17 protein-coding genes and 2 pseudogenes are annotated in these 16,586 nt (G+C 70.1%); 7 read left to right on the forward strand and 12 right to left on the reverse strand.

The window, feature by feature from the left end:
- Window positions 1-4: 4 nt before the first annotated feature.
- Window positions 5-931 (reverse strand): oxidoreductase, encoded by a 927-nt coding sequence (locus C8250_RS04225; protein WP_138351523.1) that lies wholly within the window; start codon window positions 929-931, stop codon window positions 5-7.
- 57 nt (window positions 932-988) lie between these two features.
- Here C8250_RS04225 and C8250_RS04230 point away from each other — a divergent pair, with 57 nt between their 5' ends.
- Complete coding sequence (locus C8250_RS04230; protein ID WP_239069444.1) at window positions 989-1,987, forward strand: DUF5937 family protein; 999 nt, start codon at window positions 989-991, stop codon at window positions 1,985-1,987.
- A 76-nt stretch (window positions 1,988-2,063) separates the two neighbouring features.
- On the opposite strand, the gene C8250_RS04235 is transcribed toward C8250_RS04230, so the two are convergent.
- Window positions 2,064-2,546, reverse strand: a complete 483-nt coding sequence (locus C8250_RS04235; RefSeq protein ID WP_138351522.1) for an Rrf2 family transcriptional regulator — start codon at window positions 2,544-2,546, stop codon at window positions 2,064-2,066.
- 11 nt (window positions 2,547-2,557) lie between these two features.
- Between C8250_RS04235 and C8250_RS43335 the strand changes: the two are divergent.
- Window positions 2,558-2,635: pseudogene (locus C8250_RS43335) on the forward strand (LysR family transcriptional regulator); the annotation flags it as partial.
- Here C8250_RS43335 and C8250_RS04240 read toward each other — a convergent pair.
- Entirely contained in the window at window positions 2,614-3,537 is a 924-nt protein-coding gene (locus tag C8250_RS04240; protein WP_138351521.1) for a haloalkane dehalogenase, read from the reverse strand. The pseudogene C8250_RS43335 and the gene C8250_RS04240 sit on opposite strands and share 22 nt — an antisense overlap.
- Window positions 3,538-3,669: 132 nt before the next feature.
- On the reverse strand, window positions 3,670-5,919 hold the full coding sequence (locus C8250_RS04245; protein ID WP_203218422.1) for a glycoside hydrolase family 3 N-terminal domain-containing protein: 2,250 nt from the start codon (window positions 5,917-5,919) through the stop codon (window positions 3,670-3,672).
- A gap of 309 nt (window positions 5,920-6,228) precedes the next feature.
- Here C8250_RS04245 and C8250_RS04250 point away from each other — a divergent pair, with 309 nt between their 5' ends.
- Window positions 6,229-7,470 (forward strand): SpoIIE family protein phosphatase, encoded by a 1,242-nt coding sequence (locus C8250_RS04250; protein WP_138351519.1) that lies wholly within the window; start codon window positions 6,229-6,231, stop codon window positions 7,468-7,470.
- A 90-nt stretch (window positions 7,471-7,560) separates the two neighbouring features.
- On the opposite strand, the gene C8250_RS04255 is transcribed toward C8250_RS04250, so the two are convergent.
- Both C8250_RS04255 and C8250_RS04260 read right to left on the reverse strand, forming a co-directional pair.
- Complete coding sequence (locus tag C8250_RS04255) at window positions 7,561-8,256, reverse strand: hypothetical protein (protein ID WP_138351518.1); 696 nt, start codon at window positions 8,254-8,256, stop codon at window positions 7,561-7,563.
- A 101-nt stretch (window positions 8,257-8,357) separates the two neighbouring features.
- Window positions 8,358-8,948 carry a TIGR03086 family metal-binding protein gene (locus C8250_RS04260; RefSeq protein WP_138351517.1) on the reverse strand — a complete coding sequence of 197 codons (591 nt, stop codon included), beginning with the start codon at window positions 8,946-8,948 and terminating at the stop codon, window positions 8,358-8,360.
- Between the two features lie 161 nt (window positions 8,949-9,109).
- Here C8250_RS04260 and C8250_RS04265 point away from each other — a divergent pair, with 161 nt between their 5' ends.
- Window positions 9,110-9,889, forward strand: a complete 780-nt coding sequence (locus C8250_RS04265; RefSeq protein WP_138351516.1) for a GNAT family N-acetyltransferase — start codon at window positions 9,110-9,112, stop codon at window positions 9,887-9,889.
- A 46-nt stretch (window positions 9,890-9,935) separates the two neighbouring features.
- On the opposite strand, the gene C8250_RS04270 is transcribed toward C8250_RS04265, so the two are convergent.
- Window positions 9,936-10,556 carry an MBL fold metallo-hydrolase gene (locus C8250_RS04270; RefSeq protein WP_138351515.1) on the reverse strand — a complete coding sequence of 207 codons (621 nt, stop codon included), beginning with the start codon at window positions 10,554-10,556 and terminating at the stop codon, window positions 9,936-9,938.
- A 91-nt stretch (window positions 10,557-10,647) separates the two neighbouring features.
- Here C8250_RS04270 and C8250_RS04275 point away from each other — a divergent pair, with 91 nt between their 5' ends.
- Complete coding sequence (locus C8250_RS04275; RefSeq protein WP_203671839.1) at window positions 10,648-10,872, forward strand: hypothetical protein; 225 nt, start codon at window positions 10,648-10,650, stop codon at window positions 10,870-10,872.
- Here C8250_RS04275 and C8250_RS04280 read toward each other — a convergent pair.
- On the reverse strand, window positions 10,869-11,822 hold the full coding sequence (locus C8250_RS04280; RefSeq protein ID WP_138351514.1) for an IS481 family transposase: 954 nt from the start codon (window positions 11,820-11,822) through the stop codon (window positions 10,869-10,871). The genes C8250_RS04275 and C8250_RS04280 overlap by 4 nt on opposite strands.
- A 263-nt stretch (window positions 11,823-12,085) precedes the next feature.
- Here C8250_RS04280 and C8250_RS04285 point away from each other — a divergent pair, with 263 nt between their 5' ends.
- A complete protein-coding gene (locus C8250_RS04285; RefSeq protein ID WP_187144722.1) occupies window positions 12,086-12,223 on the forward strand; it encodes a hypothetical protein in 138 nt (45 codons plus the stop codon).
- A gap of 84 nt (window positions 12,224-12,307) precedes the next feature.
- Here C8250_RS04285 and C8250_RS04290 read toward each other — a convergent pair whose 3' ends face one another.
- Window positions 12,308-12,994 (reverse strand): SUMF1/EgtB/PvdO family nonheme iron enzyme, encoded by a 687-nt coding sequence (locus tag C8250_RS04290; RefSeq protein WP_138351513.1) that lies wholly within the window; start codon window positions 12,992-12,994, stop codon window positions 12,308-12,310.
- Between the two features lie 155 nt (window positions 12,995-13,149).
- On the opposite strand from C8250_RS04290, the gene C8250_RS04295 reads away from it, so the two are divergent.
- Window positions 13,150-14,154 carry a hypothetical protein gene (locus C8250_RS04295; protein WP_244808967.1) on the forward strand — a complete coding sequence of 335 codons (1,005 nt, stop codon included), beginning with the start codon at window positions 13,150-13,152 and terminating at the stop codon, window positions 14,152-14,154.
- Window positions 14,155-14,158: 4 nt separating this feature from the next.
- Here C8250_RS04295 and C8250_RS04300 read toward each other — a convergent pair whose 3' ends face one another.
- The 3 genes and pseudogenes from C8250_RS04300 to C8250_RS04310 all read right to left on the reverse strand — a co-directional run.
- Window positions 14,159-14,917 carry a hypothetical protein gene (locus C8250_RS04300; RefSeq protein ID WP_138351512.1) on the reverse strand — a complete coding sequence of 253 codons (759 nt, stop codon included), beginning with the start codon at window positions 14,915-14,917 and terminating at the stop codon, window positions 14,159-14,161.
- Window positions 14,918-14,998: 81 nt separating this feature from the next.
- Window positions 14,999-15,994: a pyridoxal-phosphate dependent enzyme gene (locus C8250_RS04305; RefSeq protein ID WP_138351620.1), complete on the reverse strand. Its 996-nt coding sequence runs from the start codon at window positions 15,992-15,994 to the stop codon at window positions 14,999-15,001.
- Between the two features lie 186 nt (window positions 15,995-16,180).
- Window positions 16,181-16,582: pseudogene (locus C8250_RS04310) on the reverse strand (MFS transporter); the annotation flags it as partial.
- Window positions 16,583-16,586: the final 4 nt, after the last annotated feature.

Raw genomic sequence — 16,586 nt, forward strand, 5'->3', positions numbered from 1 at the left:
CCGCCTACGCCCCGCCCTGGTGGAAGACGTCCAGGGCGGCCAGCTCGTCCTCGGACAGGCGCAGCGCGCCCGCGGCCACGTTCTCGGCGACGTGGTCCGGGTTTCCGGTGCCCGGGATGGCCAGCACATGCGGACCGCGGTGCAGCGTCCACGCGAGCCGGACCTGCGCCGCGCTCGCCCCGTGGGCGCGCGCCACGGCGAGCACCGCCTCGCCGTCGGCGCCGCTCGCACCGGCCTCGCGCCCGGCGCCGGCGATCGAGTAGAACGGCACGAACGCGACGCCCTGCTCACCGCACACCCGCACGAACTCGTCCTGGTCGGGCCGTACACCGAGGCCGTACAGGTTCTGTACGCACACCACCGGCGCGATGGCCTGGGCCTCGGCGAGGTGTTCGGGGCGCACGTTGGACAGGCCCAGGTGACGGATGAGCCCGGCGTCGCGCAGCCGGGCCAGTGCGCCGAAGCGATCGGCGATGGAATCCGTGCCGACGATCCGCAGGTTCACCACGTCGAGGTGGTCACGGCCGAGCTGGCGCAGGTTCTCCTCGACCTGGCCGCGGAGTCGCTCAGGTGTGGCGTGCGGCTGCCACACACCCGACGCGTCCCGGCTCGGTCCGACCTTGGTGGTGATGACGAGATCGTCCGGATAGGGGGCCAGCGCCTGGTTGATCAGCTCGTTGGCGGAGCGCAACGGCGAGAAGTAGAACGCGGCGGTGTCGATGTGGTTCACCCCGAGCTCAACCGCGCGGCGCAGCACGCCGATCGCGCGGCCGCGATCGCTGGGGGCGGCACCGGCCTCGAACGCCGCACCGTTCTGCGTCAGACGCATCGCGCCGAAGCCGATCCGGTTGACGGTGAGGTCACCGAGCTCCCACGTGCCCCCGGCCGTTGGCGGCGTCATGGTCGTTGCGGTCATCGTCTGTGAGGTCATGCCGGGATGATGACCGCCCGGTAAGCTGCCGACCACTGATTAAGGTATGTCTGAATCATGGGAGCGGCCGTGTTGGCGGAGCTGGCGTTTTCCGCGAGCGATCTGGCGCAGATGCGCTTCTCCATCTCACCGATGTGGGAGGCCGGAACGAGCTTCCGGCTGCTGCGCACCGGCTCCACGCATCCGGTGCACCAGCCCTGGATCGACCAGGTCAGGCCCCGGGTGGCGGCCGCCGGACTGGACCGGGGCTGGCTCGCCGAGCTGATCCAGCCCACTGGCTACGTTCCCGACTTCCTCAACCCGGCACCTGTAGGACCGGCCCCCACGCTGGCGGAGGAGCTGGCCGGCGTCCTGGCCGCACCGGTCGACCGGGTGCGCCAGGAAATTGAGCGCATCCAGGATGACCAGGGGTCCCTCGGCCCCCGGCTGCGGGCCCTGTACGCCGAACCGCAGGCCCGCATGGTCCGGGTCGCGGAAGAGATCGAGACCTATTGGGAAGTGGCGCTCGCCCCCTACTGGGCACGGATCCGGGCCGTGCTCGACGCCGATGTCTTCCACCGGGCCCGGCAGGTCGCCGAACACGGCGTGGGCCGTCTCTTCAACGATCTTCACACGTCCGTGAGTTGGGACGAGAACGCGCTACGACTGGCTCGCCGGCAGCGGACGCTGTCCCGGCAGACCGCCGGGGCGGGACTGCTACTGATTCCCTCGGCCTTCACCGGCCCCGGCCTGCTCACCCGGGTCACACCGCCGGAGCCGCCACAACTGGCCTACCCGGCGCGCGGCATCGGCTCGCTGTGGGAGTCCCGGCCCATCCCCCGGACCGACGCCCTCGCCGCCGTACTCGGCCGCTCGCGGACCCTGCTGCTGACCGAACTGGAGACTCCGGCCTCCACCACCGAACTGGCCCGCCGCACGGGGCTCACCGCACCCGCGGCGTCCCAGCACCTCACCGCCCTGCGCGACGCGGGACTGGTCAGCGCCCACCGGGCCGGCCGCTCGGTGCTCTACGCCCGCACGTCCGTGGCAGAAGCCGTCCTCGCCGCCGCCCCGTAGATCCGGAGCCCTCAGGCGACTGCCGCCCCGTGGATCCGGAGCACTCGGACGACCGGCACCCCGTAGATCCCGATCCTCAGGTGACCGGCGCGCTCAGCCACGCGCCGATGCCGGCCAACGCGCCGGGGCCGTAGTCGGAGCCGACGTCCTGGACCAGATCGGCGATCGAGACGTCCCGCAACGCCGCCCGCCAGGCCGCGTCCGCCCCGGCCATCGCGCGGGCGATCGCGCAGGGCGCGGTGCACTGCTCGGCCAGGGTGGGCAGCGGACCCCGCTGGCGGATCTCCGTGCAGGTGAAGGCCTGCTCAGGACCGTCCACGGCTTCGACCACATCGAGCACGGTGATCGAGGCGGGTTCCCGGGTGAGCACGTAGCCGCCCGCCTTGCCCTGTACGGAACGTACGAGACCGGCACGGGAAAGTGCCTGCAGCTGCTTGGCCAGATAGCTCGCCGACACGTCGTGCAGCTCCGCCAGCCGGGTCGCGGGCACGGGCTCCTCGGCCGTCGTGAGCACGACGCAGCAATGCAGGGCCCACTCGACTCCGCCGGACATCTTCATTCGGCCACCCGGGCGCCGTCAAGGGCGATGTCCTCACCGACAAGGACGCCCATCTCGCCCCCACCCGCTACGCCGACCGGCTCTCCTGAGCCACTCGCGCCCTCCCCTGCTCGCGGCCGGCGTCGTTCGAGGTCAGCCCGTGCGCGTCCAGCCAGCGGCCGATCGCCCTGCCGATCGCGTCGGGCTGGTCCTCGGGGGCGTGGTGCCCGGCCGGGCCGCAGTGCTCGATCTCCAGGGCGGCGATGTTCTCCCGGCTCCAGGCGATCATGTCCTCGCCGATCAGCAGGGTGGGTGAGGAGTCGAAGGTCAGGAGCAGCTTGGGGACGTCGGCGCTGTCGGCGAGCCAGATGTCGTAGTCGGTGATGCGGGCCACGACATCGGCCGGTCCGCCGTCGATCGGCATCATGCGCGGCCAGGCCAGCAGGGGGCGGCGGCTGCGCGGGGTCGGGTAGGGCGCCCGATAGGGCTGGACGTCCGCCTCACTGAGCGGGTTCAGGACGCCGCCCTTGAAGGCGGTCTCGATGAAGATGTTCTCCTCGAGCACCAGTTGCTCGCCGACTCCGGGAGTGCGGAACGCCTCGAACCGGGAGCGCGCGGGGGGCGGCATCTCCTCGGAGGACAGCGGCTTGAGCATGGTCTCCAGCAGGGCGACACCGCGCACCCGTGCCGGGTGCCGGGCGGCCCGGTCCAGGGCCAGGGCGCCGCCCCAGTCGTGGCCGACCAGAACGACCTCGCGCAGATCCAGCGCCTCGAACCAGGCGTCCAGGTAGCGGGCCTGGTCGGCGAAGCTGTAGTCGATGTCGGGCTTGCCCGAGGCGCCCATGCCGATCAGGTCCGGCGCCAGGGCACGGGCCTGCCCGGCGATGTGCGGGGTCACGTTGCGCCACAGGTGCGAGGAGGTCGGGTTGCCGTGCAGGAACACCACGGGCAGGCCGCCTTCGCCGCTTTCGGCGTAGGCGATGTGGGAATCGATGACGTTGACGGTGGCCATGGGACGACGCTATACCGTTAGTGCCACTAACGTAAAGGGGAGGAGAAGTGGCCCCGAACGGTGCGGGCACGGTGACCGGCCGCGAAAAGCGGTCGGTCACCGGTGCCCAGGTCATACGGCCGGACGGCCTCGTCAGTGCGCGAACTGGAACCAGTTCAGATTGACCAGGTCGCCGGAACCACTGGTGGTGAACGTGACGTAGACGGCGTGGACCCCCGTCGCCGACCCGGTCAGGGCGGTCGTTCTGCTCGTCCAGTTCTGCCACCCGCCCGTGCTGCTGACCGGCACGCTCGCGATCACCGGACCCGTCGTGCTGTCGAGCCGGTACTGCACCGTGCCCGTGACTCCCGCACCCGAGGCCAGCCGTGTGGTGACGGAGGCCGCGCCGGTCGCGCCGAAGTCGAGACTGCCGTAGTTGATCCAGTCGCCGGCCGCGATGTAGCCGACATCGGTGCCGCCGCCGGTGTCGGTGCAGGCCTCGCTCTGCGTACCCGACTGGGAGGCGAAAGCCTCCGCCTGCGTCAGCTGGTACGCGCTCGGCGCCGGAACGGCACCGTAGGTGAGACCGAAGCCGTACGGGAACAGCGCGGGCTTGCCGTCACCGTCGTTGATCGGCTGCTGGCTCGCGGACTGCATCCAGGTGTCGGGCAGCTTGCCGGTGGGCGCGTAGTCGCCGAAGAGCACATCCGAGACGCCGTTGCCCTCGGTTCCCGGCAGCCATGCCTCGACGAGCGCGTTCCAGTTCGGCAGCTGGCCCGCGAGATCCATCGGCCGTCCCGAGACGATCACGACGACGACCGGGACTCCCGTCGCCCGCAGTTTGGCGATGGTGTTCAGGTCGGCGGTGCTCAGGCCCATGCCACCCGGGCGGTCACCGGCCCCCTCGGCGTACGGGGTCTCGCCGACGACGGCGATCGCGACCTTGTACGAGCTGTCGATCCCGGTACCGGCCTGGTTGTAGGTGACGGTGCTGCCGGTGCCCGCCTGGGCACGGATGCCCTGCAGGATCGTCGTACCCGTCGTCGTCGCACCGCTTGCGCCCTGCCATGAGATCGTCCAGCCGCCGCTCTGGTTGCCGATGTTGTCGGCGTTCGAGCCGGCCACGAAGATCTTGTTGTTCGTCTTCGCCAGGGGCAGGACGTTGCCGGCGTTCTTCAGCAGCACCTGGGACTCACGGACGGCCTGGCGGGCGGTGGCCCGGTGCGCCGCGTTGCCGACGGTCGAGGTGTAGCCGCGATCGGTCAGCGGGTGCTCGAACAGACCCAGCTCGAACTTCTTGGTCAGGATGCGGCGGTTCGCGTCGTCGATTCTCGACATGGGCACGCGCCCGGCCTGCACCTCGCCGCGCAGCATGCTGATGAACGACTTCCAGGCGGTGGGCACCATGACCATGTCGATCCCGGCGTTGACCGCCTGGGCGACCTCTGCCGCGGTGAACCCCGCCTGGCCGTCGATCTGGTCGATGCCGTTCCAGTCCGACACGACGAACCCGGAGAAGCCCAGCTCGCCCTTGAGCAACGTCGTGATCAGGTACTGGTTGCCGTGGTCCTTGACCCCGTTCCAGCTGTTGTACGAGATCATGACCGAGCCGACACCCTTCTGCACCGCGGCCTGGAACGGCGGCAGGTGGATCGCCCGCAGCTCGGCCTCGCTGATCTGGGTGTTGCCCTGGTCGGTGCCGTTGGTCGTACCGCCGTCGCCGATGAAGTGCTTCGCCGTTGCGAGCACCGACGCCGCGCCGCCGAGCGCGCCACCCTGCAGACCGGTGATGTAGGTGCTCATGGACGTGGCGATCTCCGGCTTCTCGCCGAACGATTCGTAGGTGCGGCCCCACCGGTCGTTACGCGCCACGCAGAGGCAGGGTGAGAAGTCCCAGTCGATGCCGGTGCCCGAGACCTCCTCGGCCGTCGCACGTCCGATCTGCTGCACGAGAGCCGGGTCGCGGGTCGCGCCCAGTCCGATGTTGTGCGGGAAGATCGTGGCGCCGGCCACGTTGTTGTGACCGTGCACCGCGTCCACGCCGTAGATCAGTGGGATGCCGAGGCGGCTGGCCACCGACGCGTTCTGGAAGCCGTCGTACATGTCGGCCCAGCTCGTCGCGTTGTTCGGCGACGGGGCCGAGCCACCGCCGGACAGCAGCGAGCCGAGGGAGTAGTTGGTGATGTCGGCGTTGCTGACGCTCGCCCGCTCGGCCTGGGTCATCTGGCCGATCTTCTCGTCCAGCGTCATCGTCGCCAGCAGTTTGCTGACGCGGGTCGCGACGGGAAGGGAAGGGTCCGGGTAGGGCTCATGCGCCGAGGCGCCTTGCGGAACGGCGAGGATGGTGGCCACCAGCGCGAACGTGACCGCGACCGGAACCCGGTGACGCAGCGCCGACATCATCCTGGATCTGCGTAACCCGCCCGTTGCATACGTCAATTCGGGTCTTCCTCCACTTTTGCCGTTCACCATACGGATCGTGGTTCAGCTGCCCGTAAGCCGCCCGCAACAGAATTGCGTCTGCGAGGAACGCGGTCAATGGTTCAGACCTTGAAGTGCGGAGCGGAATCAGGCCATTCGGACGACGCCAGGAGCCACCGGACGCGACCCGCGGTCGCGCCTCAGGGTCACGGGGCCGCTCCGGCGTCTACGCTACGGTCGGCGGATTCACGTACAGCGGCAGTGCACCGCGGAAAGAGGGCGAGGACTGCGATGCCGGTCGGCAGATCCGACGGTCTGGGCAGAGCGCTGGAGGCAGCGGAGGCCGCGCCTCCGGTGGAGTCCGTCGATGTCATCGCCTCGGCACTGCGCGAGCAGCTCGGCGCCCGTTCGGTCTCCTTCCTGATCACCGACTTCACGGGCGGTTCCGTGGTGCGGCTCGGGGCCGTGGACAGCATCGACGTCGACCGTCCCGCCGACCCGATCGCCGTGCCGGGTACCGTGTACGAAGAGGTGATCAGGACCCAGCGCCCACGTGTGGAGCAGCTGGGCGACGGAATCTGGACCCGGGTGATCGCGCCGGTGACCAACCGGGGAGACGCCATCGGCCTCCTGGAGCTGTACCTTCCCGGTCACCCGGGCTCCGAGGTCATACAGGAGATCAGCCAGAGCGCGCACGCCCTCGCCTACATCATCATCGCGAACCGTCCGTTCACCGACCTGTACCAGTGGGGCCGGCGCACCACCCCGCTGAGCCTGGCCGCCGAGATCCAGCACCGGCTCCTTCCCGCGTCACTGGCGTGCGAGGCAGCGCAGTTCTCCGTGGCCGGCGCCCTGGAACCGGCCGAGTTCGTCGGCGGGGACACCTTCGACTACGTCATGGACCGCGACTACGTGCAGCTGTCGGTCACCGACGCGATGGGCCACGACGTACAGGCGGCACTGCTGGCCACCCTCCTGGTCGGCGCCCTGCGCCGGGCCCGCCGACAGGGCGCGGACCTTGCCGAGCAGGCGCGACAGGCCGACCGGGCCGTGGTCGAGCACAGCGGCGGCCGCTACGTCACCGGACAACTGCTGCGCATCAGTCTGCTCGACGGGCGCAACGAGTTCATCAACGCCGGCCACCCCTGGCCGCTGCGCCTGCGCAACGGCAAGGTCGAACAGCTGCAGCCGGTCGTGGACATGCCTTTCGGGTTCCAGAACCCTCACACCTACACCATGCAGTCCCTGGACATCCGGGCGGGCGACCGGCTGGTGATGCTCACCGACGGGGTGATGGAACGCAGTGCCACCGACATCGACCTCCCCGAGCTCATCGAACGTACCCAGGACCTCCACCCCCGCGAGGCCGCCCGCATCCTGATCGAACACGTCATCCACGCCCACGATGGGCATCTGGAGGACGACGCGACGGTCATGTGCCTGGACTGGCGCGGCATCGGCGACACCCTGCGCGACGCCGATCACGGCGCCGACCTCGGCGAGGCCTCCCCGGTCGCCGGCCCGTCCCGCTAGCCCCCAGGAGCTGGGGCACTGACGGGAAAGCCATCGGGAGCGTGGCCGGTCGTGTACCCCGCACGGCCGGCACGCTGCCTCCGGCCGCCCTCAGGGCGATCGCAGGTGTCTGCCCTGGCTCAGGTAGGTGTAGATCTCCCACGACGCCGTGGTGGCGACGGAGAGGGTGAACGAGAGGGGCAGGCCGAACGGTGTGACATCGGCGGGACGGACGGCGCTCAACCGGCTGGCGTCGAGGGCCTGCTCGTCCATTGAGTTCTCACCGCTGCGCAGGATCTGGGTGCGGACTTCCTCCACCGCCGCCAGGGCATGGCTCCCGATGGGTACGTCGTCCTGCTGTTCACCGTCCGACGGCGCGATGAGCCGGCTCGACGGGATCGACAGGGCCGCGCGCAACCGGCCGAGCATGGGTTCCTGGCAGAGCTGGTGAACGGTGTCCGCGTCGAGTGGCGGTTTTTTGCTCACCAGCCGGTCCAGAAGCGTGATGCTCAGTACCGCGTACGCACTGGCGTAGCGCCAGATGAGGGCTTCCACCTGGCGCTCGTACTCCAGCGCGGCCTCGCCGAGCTCGTTCAGGGCGCGCGGGTGGTACTGAAAGCCCATCCCCCTTACGTAGTCCTCGACGACGGCGGCCGACTCGCGCAGATGCAGGACATGGGACAACGCCGAACCCCGCTCACGCTCCAGATGGGTACAAGCGTTGTGCAGTGAGCGCAAGGCCTCCGCCTCGGTCTCGCTCAGCGGTGACAATTTCGTCCCGGATAATCCGGTCAATGGGAAATGCATGAAGCCCCCCTGCTCCCGCGGTCCCGACGACACCACGGTACCCGCGGTCCGGGCAGCGCGGCATCGTCGGATCCCTCGAGGACCACGGGTACGGCCGGGAACTACACCGCCGGGGCCCACTCGGGGTCGCGGCCGGTGAACGCGAGCAACTTCTGCGCGGCGGTCGCCCCCTCCGGGGCCGGAAGGGCGGGCCCGAACTTGTGGAAGTTGTCCCGGATGAAATCGACGATCAGATCGGCGATCACCTGCAGTCCCTCTGCCAGGTCAGCCGTGAGCGGCAGGTCCTGGCCCGTGGCCTTGGCGATGTCCCAGGCGTGAACAGCGGCATCCAGTGCGGCCGTCCCGGTTCCCTGCCACGCGGGGATCGGGCCGAAGGGTGTCGGTACGTTCTCGGCGTCCCGACCGACCGAGACCCAGGCGGCGGTCGCCGCGGCCAGCACCTCGTCGAGCTGCCCGACCGGGTCGGCGCCGAGCGCGTCCTCCGGCTCGAAGGGGTCTGCCGGCGGGCCCACTTCGGCGATCTGCATGACGAGCGCCTGCTGGTCGAGCCGTGCGTGGTTGAGGACCTGACGAACCGTCCATTCGGCGCAGGGAGTCGGGTTCCCCCAGGCGTCCTCCGGCACTCCGAGCACGGCCGTGCGCAGGTAACTGTGTGCCTCGGCAAGCAGCTTGAATCCGTCGACGGAAGTCATGTCATGCCCCTTCGGATCAGCATTGGGATCTAGGGATCGCACACTAGCCGGGCCGGGCCGACGTGTCAGGAGACTTCGTTCGACCGCGCGGCGCGCACCGGGAGCCGGATCCCGGAGAATCGCGGTTGCCGCCTTTGTCCGTTCGATGATGGACTGAGCCGATGGATCACGAAGCGGTACTCGCCCTGTTCGACCGGCAGATGCGACGGGACGCGCGGCCGGACGATCCCGCTGCGCGGATCGAGCGGACCGGCGACGTGGTGCGACAGGTCGGCGCCGGGAACGAGGACTGGAACGGCGTCGTCTGGTCCGATCTCGACGGGACCACGGCGGACGAGGCGATCGCGGCACAGGTCCGGCACTTCACCACGCTGGGGCGCGAGTTCGAATGGAAACTGTACGGCCATGACCGACCCGGTGACCTTCCCGGGCGGCTGCTGGCTGCGGGGTTCTCCCCCGAGTCCGAGGAGACCGTGATGGTCGCCCGGACCGACGACCTCTCCACCGTCGTCGCACTACCGGAGGGGATCCGGTTGCGGCCGGTCACCGATGCGCCCGGCGTGGATCTCGCGGCAGACGTCCACGAACAGGCCTTCGGGACGAGCGCCGACCGGCTTCGGCACCGCCTGCACTCCCAGCTGGCGGGAAGGCCCGAGACCTTCAGCATGGTCCTCGCGATGGCCGGTGACCTGCCGGTGTGCGCCGCGCGGATGGAACTGCATCCGGGCACCGACTTCGCCGGGCTCTGGGGCGGGGGCACGGTGGCCGCGTGGCGGGGCCGGGGCATCTACCGGGCGCTGGTCGCCCATCGGGCCCACATCGCCGCCGAGCTCGGCTATCGCTATCTGCAGGTCGATGCCTCCGACCAGAGCCGCCCGATCCTGCGGAACCTCGGGTTCACGGCCCTGACCACCACCACGCCGTACGTGTACCAGCCTTAGCGGTCACCGGATCGCGGTCCCGCGCCGGACTACGGAGGCCGACGGACTACGGGAGGTCGACGGACTCCCCCAGCGGGATGCGCGCATAGTCGGTCCCGCCCTTCGTGGCCATCCACCAGTCGAAGCTCTCCAGGCCGATGGCGCTCAGATGGGCTTCGTGGATGGGGAACGCGCGCGCCGGCGCCACCGCCCGGGCGAACTCGACGGCCTCGGCGAGTTTCACCCACGGGCCGGAAATCGGCACCAGCAGGGTGTCGACCGCTTCCGCGGGGACGAACATCGAGTCCCCCGGGTGGTAGAGGCCGTCGACGATGAAGCCGATGTTGGTGCAGCCGGGCAGACCGTCGACGATCTCGGCGTGCTCGCCGCCGACGGCGCGCACACTGAATCCGGCCGCGGTGAAGGTGTCCCCGACGGCGACTCCGGTCACGCCGGCCCCGAGGCTCGCGGCCAGGGCGGCGTGGGTGTGGACGGTCAGCTCAGGGTTGCTCTCACGGGCCGCTTTGAGCTTGTCGACGTCGATGTGGTCCTCGTGCTCATGGGTGATGAGCACGGCCGTGGCGCCGGTCAGTGCCTCCCCCTCGGACAAGGTGCCCGGGTCGATCACGAGCACTCGGTCACCGATTTCGAGGCGCACACAGGCGTGGCCGTATTTCGTCAGACGCATCTGATCAACTTACTGGCAGGTGGGGCGCGGGATCCAGGGACTTCCGGACGCCCGAGGTGCGCATCGCCCGGCGAAGGCGCAGCCTGGATGCATGGACCCGGGCGCGCGGCTCGCGACGCCGTCGGTCATCGTGTGGGATGTCCACCATGCCGACAGGCCCTTCCGTCGTGTCTGGATCAACAAGGTGAACGTCGGCAAGGCGTACTCCGTCGCGGATGTCGTCGAGTTCGCCCGGCGCGCGGGTTTCGACGACCTGGACACCGCGGACGAGTCACAGGTGAGCTGGCGCGGGGGCGGCTCGGAGGAGTGGGGCTAGGTGTATTGACCCGCAGGGTTGTTTGCGCGGGTGATGGGTGGGTTTCCGCCGAGTGCGGTGTGGCCGCGGTGGTGGTTGTAGGTGTGGAGGAAGTCTGGCAGAGCGGCTGTTCGCTCGTCGTTGCTGGTGTAGGGCCGTAGGTAGGCCCATTCGTCGGCGAGGGTGCGGTTGAAGCGCTCGACTTTGCCGTTGGTCTGAGGTCGGTAGGGGCGGGTGAGTTTTCCGGTCGCGCCGAGGTCGGCCAGGACGGCCTTCCAGGCCAGGCCCTTGCGGTAGGACCAGGCGTTGTCGGTCAGAACCCGTTCGATCCGGTCGATGCCGTGCTGGTGGAAGAACGCGGCCGCGCGGGCCAGAAAGCCCGCGCAGGTCGCGACTTTCTCGTCGGGGTGGATCTCGCTGTAAGCCAGGCGTGAGTGGTCGTCGACGGCGGAGTGGACGTAGTCGAAGCCCATGCCGCGGATGGGTCGCCCAGCCTCACGGCCCCGGACCTTGTGACCGCCGCCGTCGGGAATCCGGCCGAGCTTCTTGACATCGATGTGGATGAGTTCGCCGGGCCGTTCGCGTTCGTAGCGGCGGATGAGGGTGCCGGTGGGCCGGTCGAGCCACGCGAGGCGGTGCAGGTGGTGACGGGTCAGGATCCGGTGGACGGTCGAGGCGGGCAGGCCCAGGATCGGTCCGATCCGGGCCGGTCCCAGCTTGCGGGCCTGCCGCAGTGCACACACCCTCGCCTCGACCGCGGCCGGCGTGCGGTGCGGGGTCGTGTGCGGGCGGCTGGAGCGGTCGTGCAGCCCCGCCTCGCCCTCCGCGCGCCACCGGCGGACCCACTTGTGGGCCGTGGCCCGCGAGATCCCCATCTCCGCCGCGACATGAGCGACCGGACGGCCGGATACGACACGTTCGATGAGAAGCCGTCTGCCATGAACGGTCAGCCGGGCATTACGGTGGGACACGAAGACCTCCGAGTGGTGCAGTCCTAGACAGCTCCACCACACCGGAGGTCTTCGCCATGTTCAAGACCCACCACTGTCAACAACGCTCGTGATCAATACAGCTAGGTCCTGTCCGGCCTTGGTGCTGCACCGTAGGCCGGAGGGTTGGGGCGCGCCTACGGAGTGGCTGAGTATTCGGACCGATGTCCGATTTCCGTCCGTGTTCCTCTCCCACGTGCCCTGACCGGGTGTTCCTCCGCAGACGGCCCACGGACTCAACCCGCGTGCACCCGTTCCGCGGACAGTCCCGAACGCGCCGTGCATCGGCGAACCATGCCCCGGCGATGCTCACCGACCCGGTGGCCCGCGCCGCGTCCACCACCGCGACCGCCGCTGCCGTCACCGCCTGCGCCGCCGCCTGACCCTCCGCCGCATCAGGTGGTCGAACCGTGTCGGTCGCCGTCGCCAACGCGCGGCTGCGACCGACACGGCACCATTTCAGGCGGTCACGCCGGAAGCGCGTGCACGCCGGAACGGGCGACGCGGAACCCCACGTCGTCGACCTGGAAGGTCGGGTGGCTGCGGCGGCGCGCGGAGGCGCGGCAGCTCCAGTGCTCGTCGAACCAGCCACCGCCGCGAAGCACGCGGTACGTGCCGTAGACCTCGGGGTCGTAGACGTCCCAGCACCAGTCCCAGACATTGCCGAGCATGTCGTGGAGTCCCCACGGGTTGGGCTGTTTACCGCCCACGTCATGGACCCGCTCGTCCGAGTTGCCGCGGTACCAGGCGATCTCGTCGAACGGACCGTAACGGGGTCCTTCCGTACCCGCGCGGCAGGCGTGTTCCCACTCGGCCTCGGTCGGCAGCCGGTAACCGTCGGCGGATGCGTCCCATTCGATGCCCTCGCCGTCGGCGTGGAGGTGGTAGGCGGGGGTGAAACCGTCGCGCTGGGACAGGGCGTTGCAGAACCGGACCGCGTCCCACCAGGAGACGCTCTCGACGGGCAGCCGGTCACCCTGGGCGGCGCTCGGACGCCGGTCGGTGATCTCTGCGTACAGCGCCTGGGTGACGGGGAACGCCGCCAGCTCGTACGGCGCGACCTCCACCGACCAACTGCGCTGTGTCCGCCGGTCCGACAGCGTCACCCGTCCCGGCGGGATGGCGACCAACTCGGTTCCTGCACTCGGGTCCATGGTCAGGTGATCTTACGGGACGCCGTCCTCGCCGATCGGACGGCACCGGCTCCGGGCCGACCTGATCACCTCCCGCTGTTCAGGTCGAAGAGCGGGACGCCGCCGCACGCCGTCTGGCGCACAGCCCCATGGGCGCGCTTATGGTGAGCCGTCATATGCGTACGACCGGAGGGGAACTGATGGTGCGTAGGACCCGAGTCATCCGAAACGCCGCCGCGTCCGTGGCAGCGCTGCTGCTCTGCGGCGGGCTGGCCCCGTCGGCGTCCGCCACGGGCGGCCCGGCACGGCCGAACCCGGCCGCCGTCCAGCTCGACGCGTACTGGAGCCCGGCCCGGATGGCGGACGCGCTGCGCGGCGAACCGGGCAACGGTCCCGGGACCGGCTCGTCGACCCATAGCGTCTCCCCCACCGTGGACGGGCCCCGGCCGGGTGAGTACATTCCGCCCAGCCGGAGCTTCGACGGCATTCCCCAGGCGGGCACCTTCTTCTGGACCGACGCCACCGGTACCGGACGTACCTGCAGCGGATCCGTGGTGCGCAGTCCCGGGCGTGACCTGGTACTCAGTGCCGGACACTGTCTGAAGGGCTACTCCGGCACCTCCCCCCGGCGCAACCTGGCCTTCGTGCCGCAGTACCACGACGGGCTCAAGCCGTTCGGTGTCTTCCCCGTCGCGAGCAACGGCGTCTACGTCGCGCAGCAGTACTACGACCTGGGCGAGCACGCGGGAGCCGCGTACGACTTCGGCTTCGCGGTCACCGAGCCCAACCAGGACGGGACGCGACTGCAGGACGCGGTGGGCGGGGTGCGGCTGCTCACCGGGACCGGGTACTACCACGCCCCGGTACGGATGATCGGGTATCCGGCGGGTGCGACCAAGCCGCTGCAGTGCTGGAGCTGGACCACCAAGTGGGTCAGCGATGATCCGGCCGACCCCGGTACCTTCCCGCGCATCGCGTGCGACGCGTTCGTGGGCGGAACCAGCGGCGGGCCGATGCTGGTGCCGTGGCCGGGCGGCTGGGCGGTGATCGGGGTCATCGGCGGTTACCACACCGGCGGCAACACCCCCAAGGTCTCCTACAGCGCCTACTTCGGCGCCGCGACCCAGGACCTCTACCGCGCGGCGATCACCGGCACCCCGCCCGCCGGCCCGGCCTCCTGAGGACTCAGCGCTTCAGCGCCGGGAGATGACGGCACAGGGCCTCGGGAAAGGCCGGGCTCATCCGCAGAACGCCCGCGCATCCGGCTGCATCGGAAGTGCCCAGGGCGTGCCATCCGTCGGGCGCGGCCCGGAAGGACCACCGGGTGGTCAGCGCACTCTCGGTGCAGCCCGAGGACACGTCACCGCAGGCGGGTCCCATACGGGTGGAGAGTTCGAGGACGAGCCAGTGGCCGTCGCAGCCGAGGTCGTCCCAGTAGGTGTGCTGCGGGGTGTCGGCGGTGAGCATCGCCTGCTGGTACGAGGCGCTCGTGCAGCCGGTGGGTGCCGGATCGCAGCCGAGCTTGCCGCACTTGCGCAGGGCCGGGCGGGTGGCGCCGGACAGGGTGAAGACGTCGGAGCTGTTGACCATGACCCGGTGCCCGACGACGGACACCGGCAGCCGAACGGACGTCAGCGCCCGCTCGTCGTGCGTACATCCCGAGCGACGGTCCATGCTGCTGGACTCGAAGATCACCTTCACATAGATGACGCCGTTCTCCACGGTGTCGACGGCGGCCTTGAGCCCGCGGGTGCAGTTCGTCCCGGCCGGCACCTGGACATCCAGCTGGAGGGTACGGTCGTCGGCGGCGACGCTCACCCCGTTCACGGCCATCGGGGCCGCCAGCGTCCAGGAAATGGGGGATTCCGCGGTGGAAGGTTCTCGTGTGCTGGTCGCGCCGCCGTCGGCGCGCATCGTGCCGCAGCCACTCAGCAACCAGCACATTACTATGAGGACCCCTGCGAGAGCGATGCTCGAGGGCCCTGTCGACGACCAACTCGACGGCCTGCCGCGCGACACTCGTCCTCATCCGCTGATCGTTCCGATGGTCAGTGCGGCCGCTGCTCTGTCGAGCGTCTGCGGATGGCCGTAGAGGCCCGGCAGGCCGCCCGAGTGCAGGAAGACCGTGCGGTGTCCGGGGACGATGTCGCCGTCCCGGACCGCCGCGATCAGGCCGGCCATCGCCCGTCCCGTGTAGATGGGATCGAGCACCATGCCTTCGGTCCTGGCGGCCAGCAGCAGGGCTTCCATGACCTCATCGGTCAGTGTGCCGTAGCCGTCGCCGACCTGGTCGAGCCGTACCCGCAGGGTCCCCGGCGCACAGCGTTCCCCGCTCAGTCCTGAGACGAGCTCGGCCACGGTGCCGGACGGATCCGCGACGGCGCCGCAGTGGACGCCCAGCACTCGCGCGGAGCCCAGGGAATCGACGAGGCCGGCCATCGTGCCGCCGGAGCCGAGTGCGGTGACGACGGTCGACAGGTCGGGGGCCTGTGCGAGGAGTTCGCGCCCGCATTCGACGTAGCCGCGCGCACCCACCACGCTGGAACCCCCGAAGGGGATGAGTGCCGGAACGGCGCCCCTCCCCCGCAATTTCTCGGCCACCTGCTCGGCCGCGGCCTTGAGCGCCTCGGCGCCGACATCACCGGCCCATACGACGGTCGCGCCGAACAGGGCGTCGAGTACGAGGTTGCCGGACCCCGGCGATCGGGGTGTGCCGACGAGGACGAGGACGGCGTCGAGCCCCAGCCTGGCGGCGGCAGCCGCGGTCAGCCGCGCGTGGTTGCTCTGCGGAGCGCCCGTGGTCACCAGCACCGTCGCCCCGGCGTCGTGTGCCGCGCCGCAGAGCCACTCCAGCTTGCGCACCTTGTTCCCGCCGCCGCCCAGGCCGATGAGATCGTCCCGTTTGACCCACAGGTCGTCCGGGCCGAGGCCCAGTGCGGCGGCCAGCCGCGGCATGGGTTCGAGCGGGGTGGGCCACGTAGCCAGCACGGCCCGCGAGGCGTTACCGCTGCCCGATGTCATCATGCTGTCCTTCGTTCGCGGTGCCGTCCTGCGCTCGTGCCGGACATCCTGCCACGGCGACGATCACCCCGTCCGAACGGCGGTAGCCGGGCCGCCGGCGGAGCACCCCGAGCTGCCGGCCCGCCTCACGAACTGAGCGCTCCACCGACGAACGGTGGCGCGCCGGAACGTGGTTCGGTGCTGCCACATGTGGAAGGTCGGTGCCGCGTTCTCGTCCTGGGCGGGGACGCCCCGGCGGTAGAGGAGCACGCTGATGAGCAGCCCGGCGGCGAAGAAGCCCGCCGACCACCAGTAGGCGGTGGAGTAGCTCTCCAGCAAGGCCTGTCCGCGCACTGCCGGGTCGGCGGGGTTCCTGCCGGCGAGGTAGCCGGTGGCGGCGCTGGCGGCGAGGGTGTTGAGCAATGCGGTACCGATAGAGCCGCCGATCTGCTGCATGGCGTTGACGGCGGCGGAGGCGACTCCGGCATCGTGTGCGGCGACACCCGAGGTGGCAAGACTCATCGCCGGTGCCATCACCAGACCGATGCCGAGCCCGAGGACGACGAGCGGGGGCAGGATGTGGGCGGCGTAGGTGCTGTCCATGCTCAGAGGG

The organism is Streptomyces sp. So13.3 (assembly GCF_005860785.2).
Classification (GTDB): domain Bacteria; phylum Actinomycetota; class Actinomycetes; order Streptomycetales; family Streptomycetaceae; genus Actinacidiphila; species Actinacidiphila fildesensis.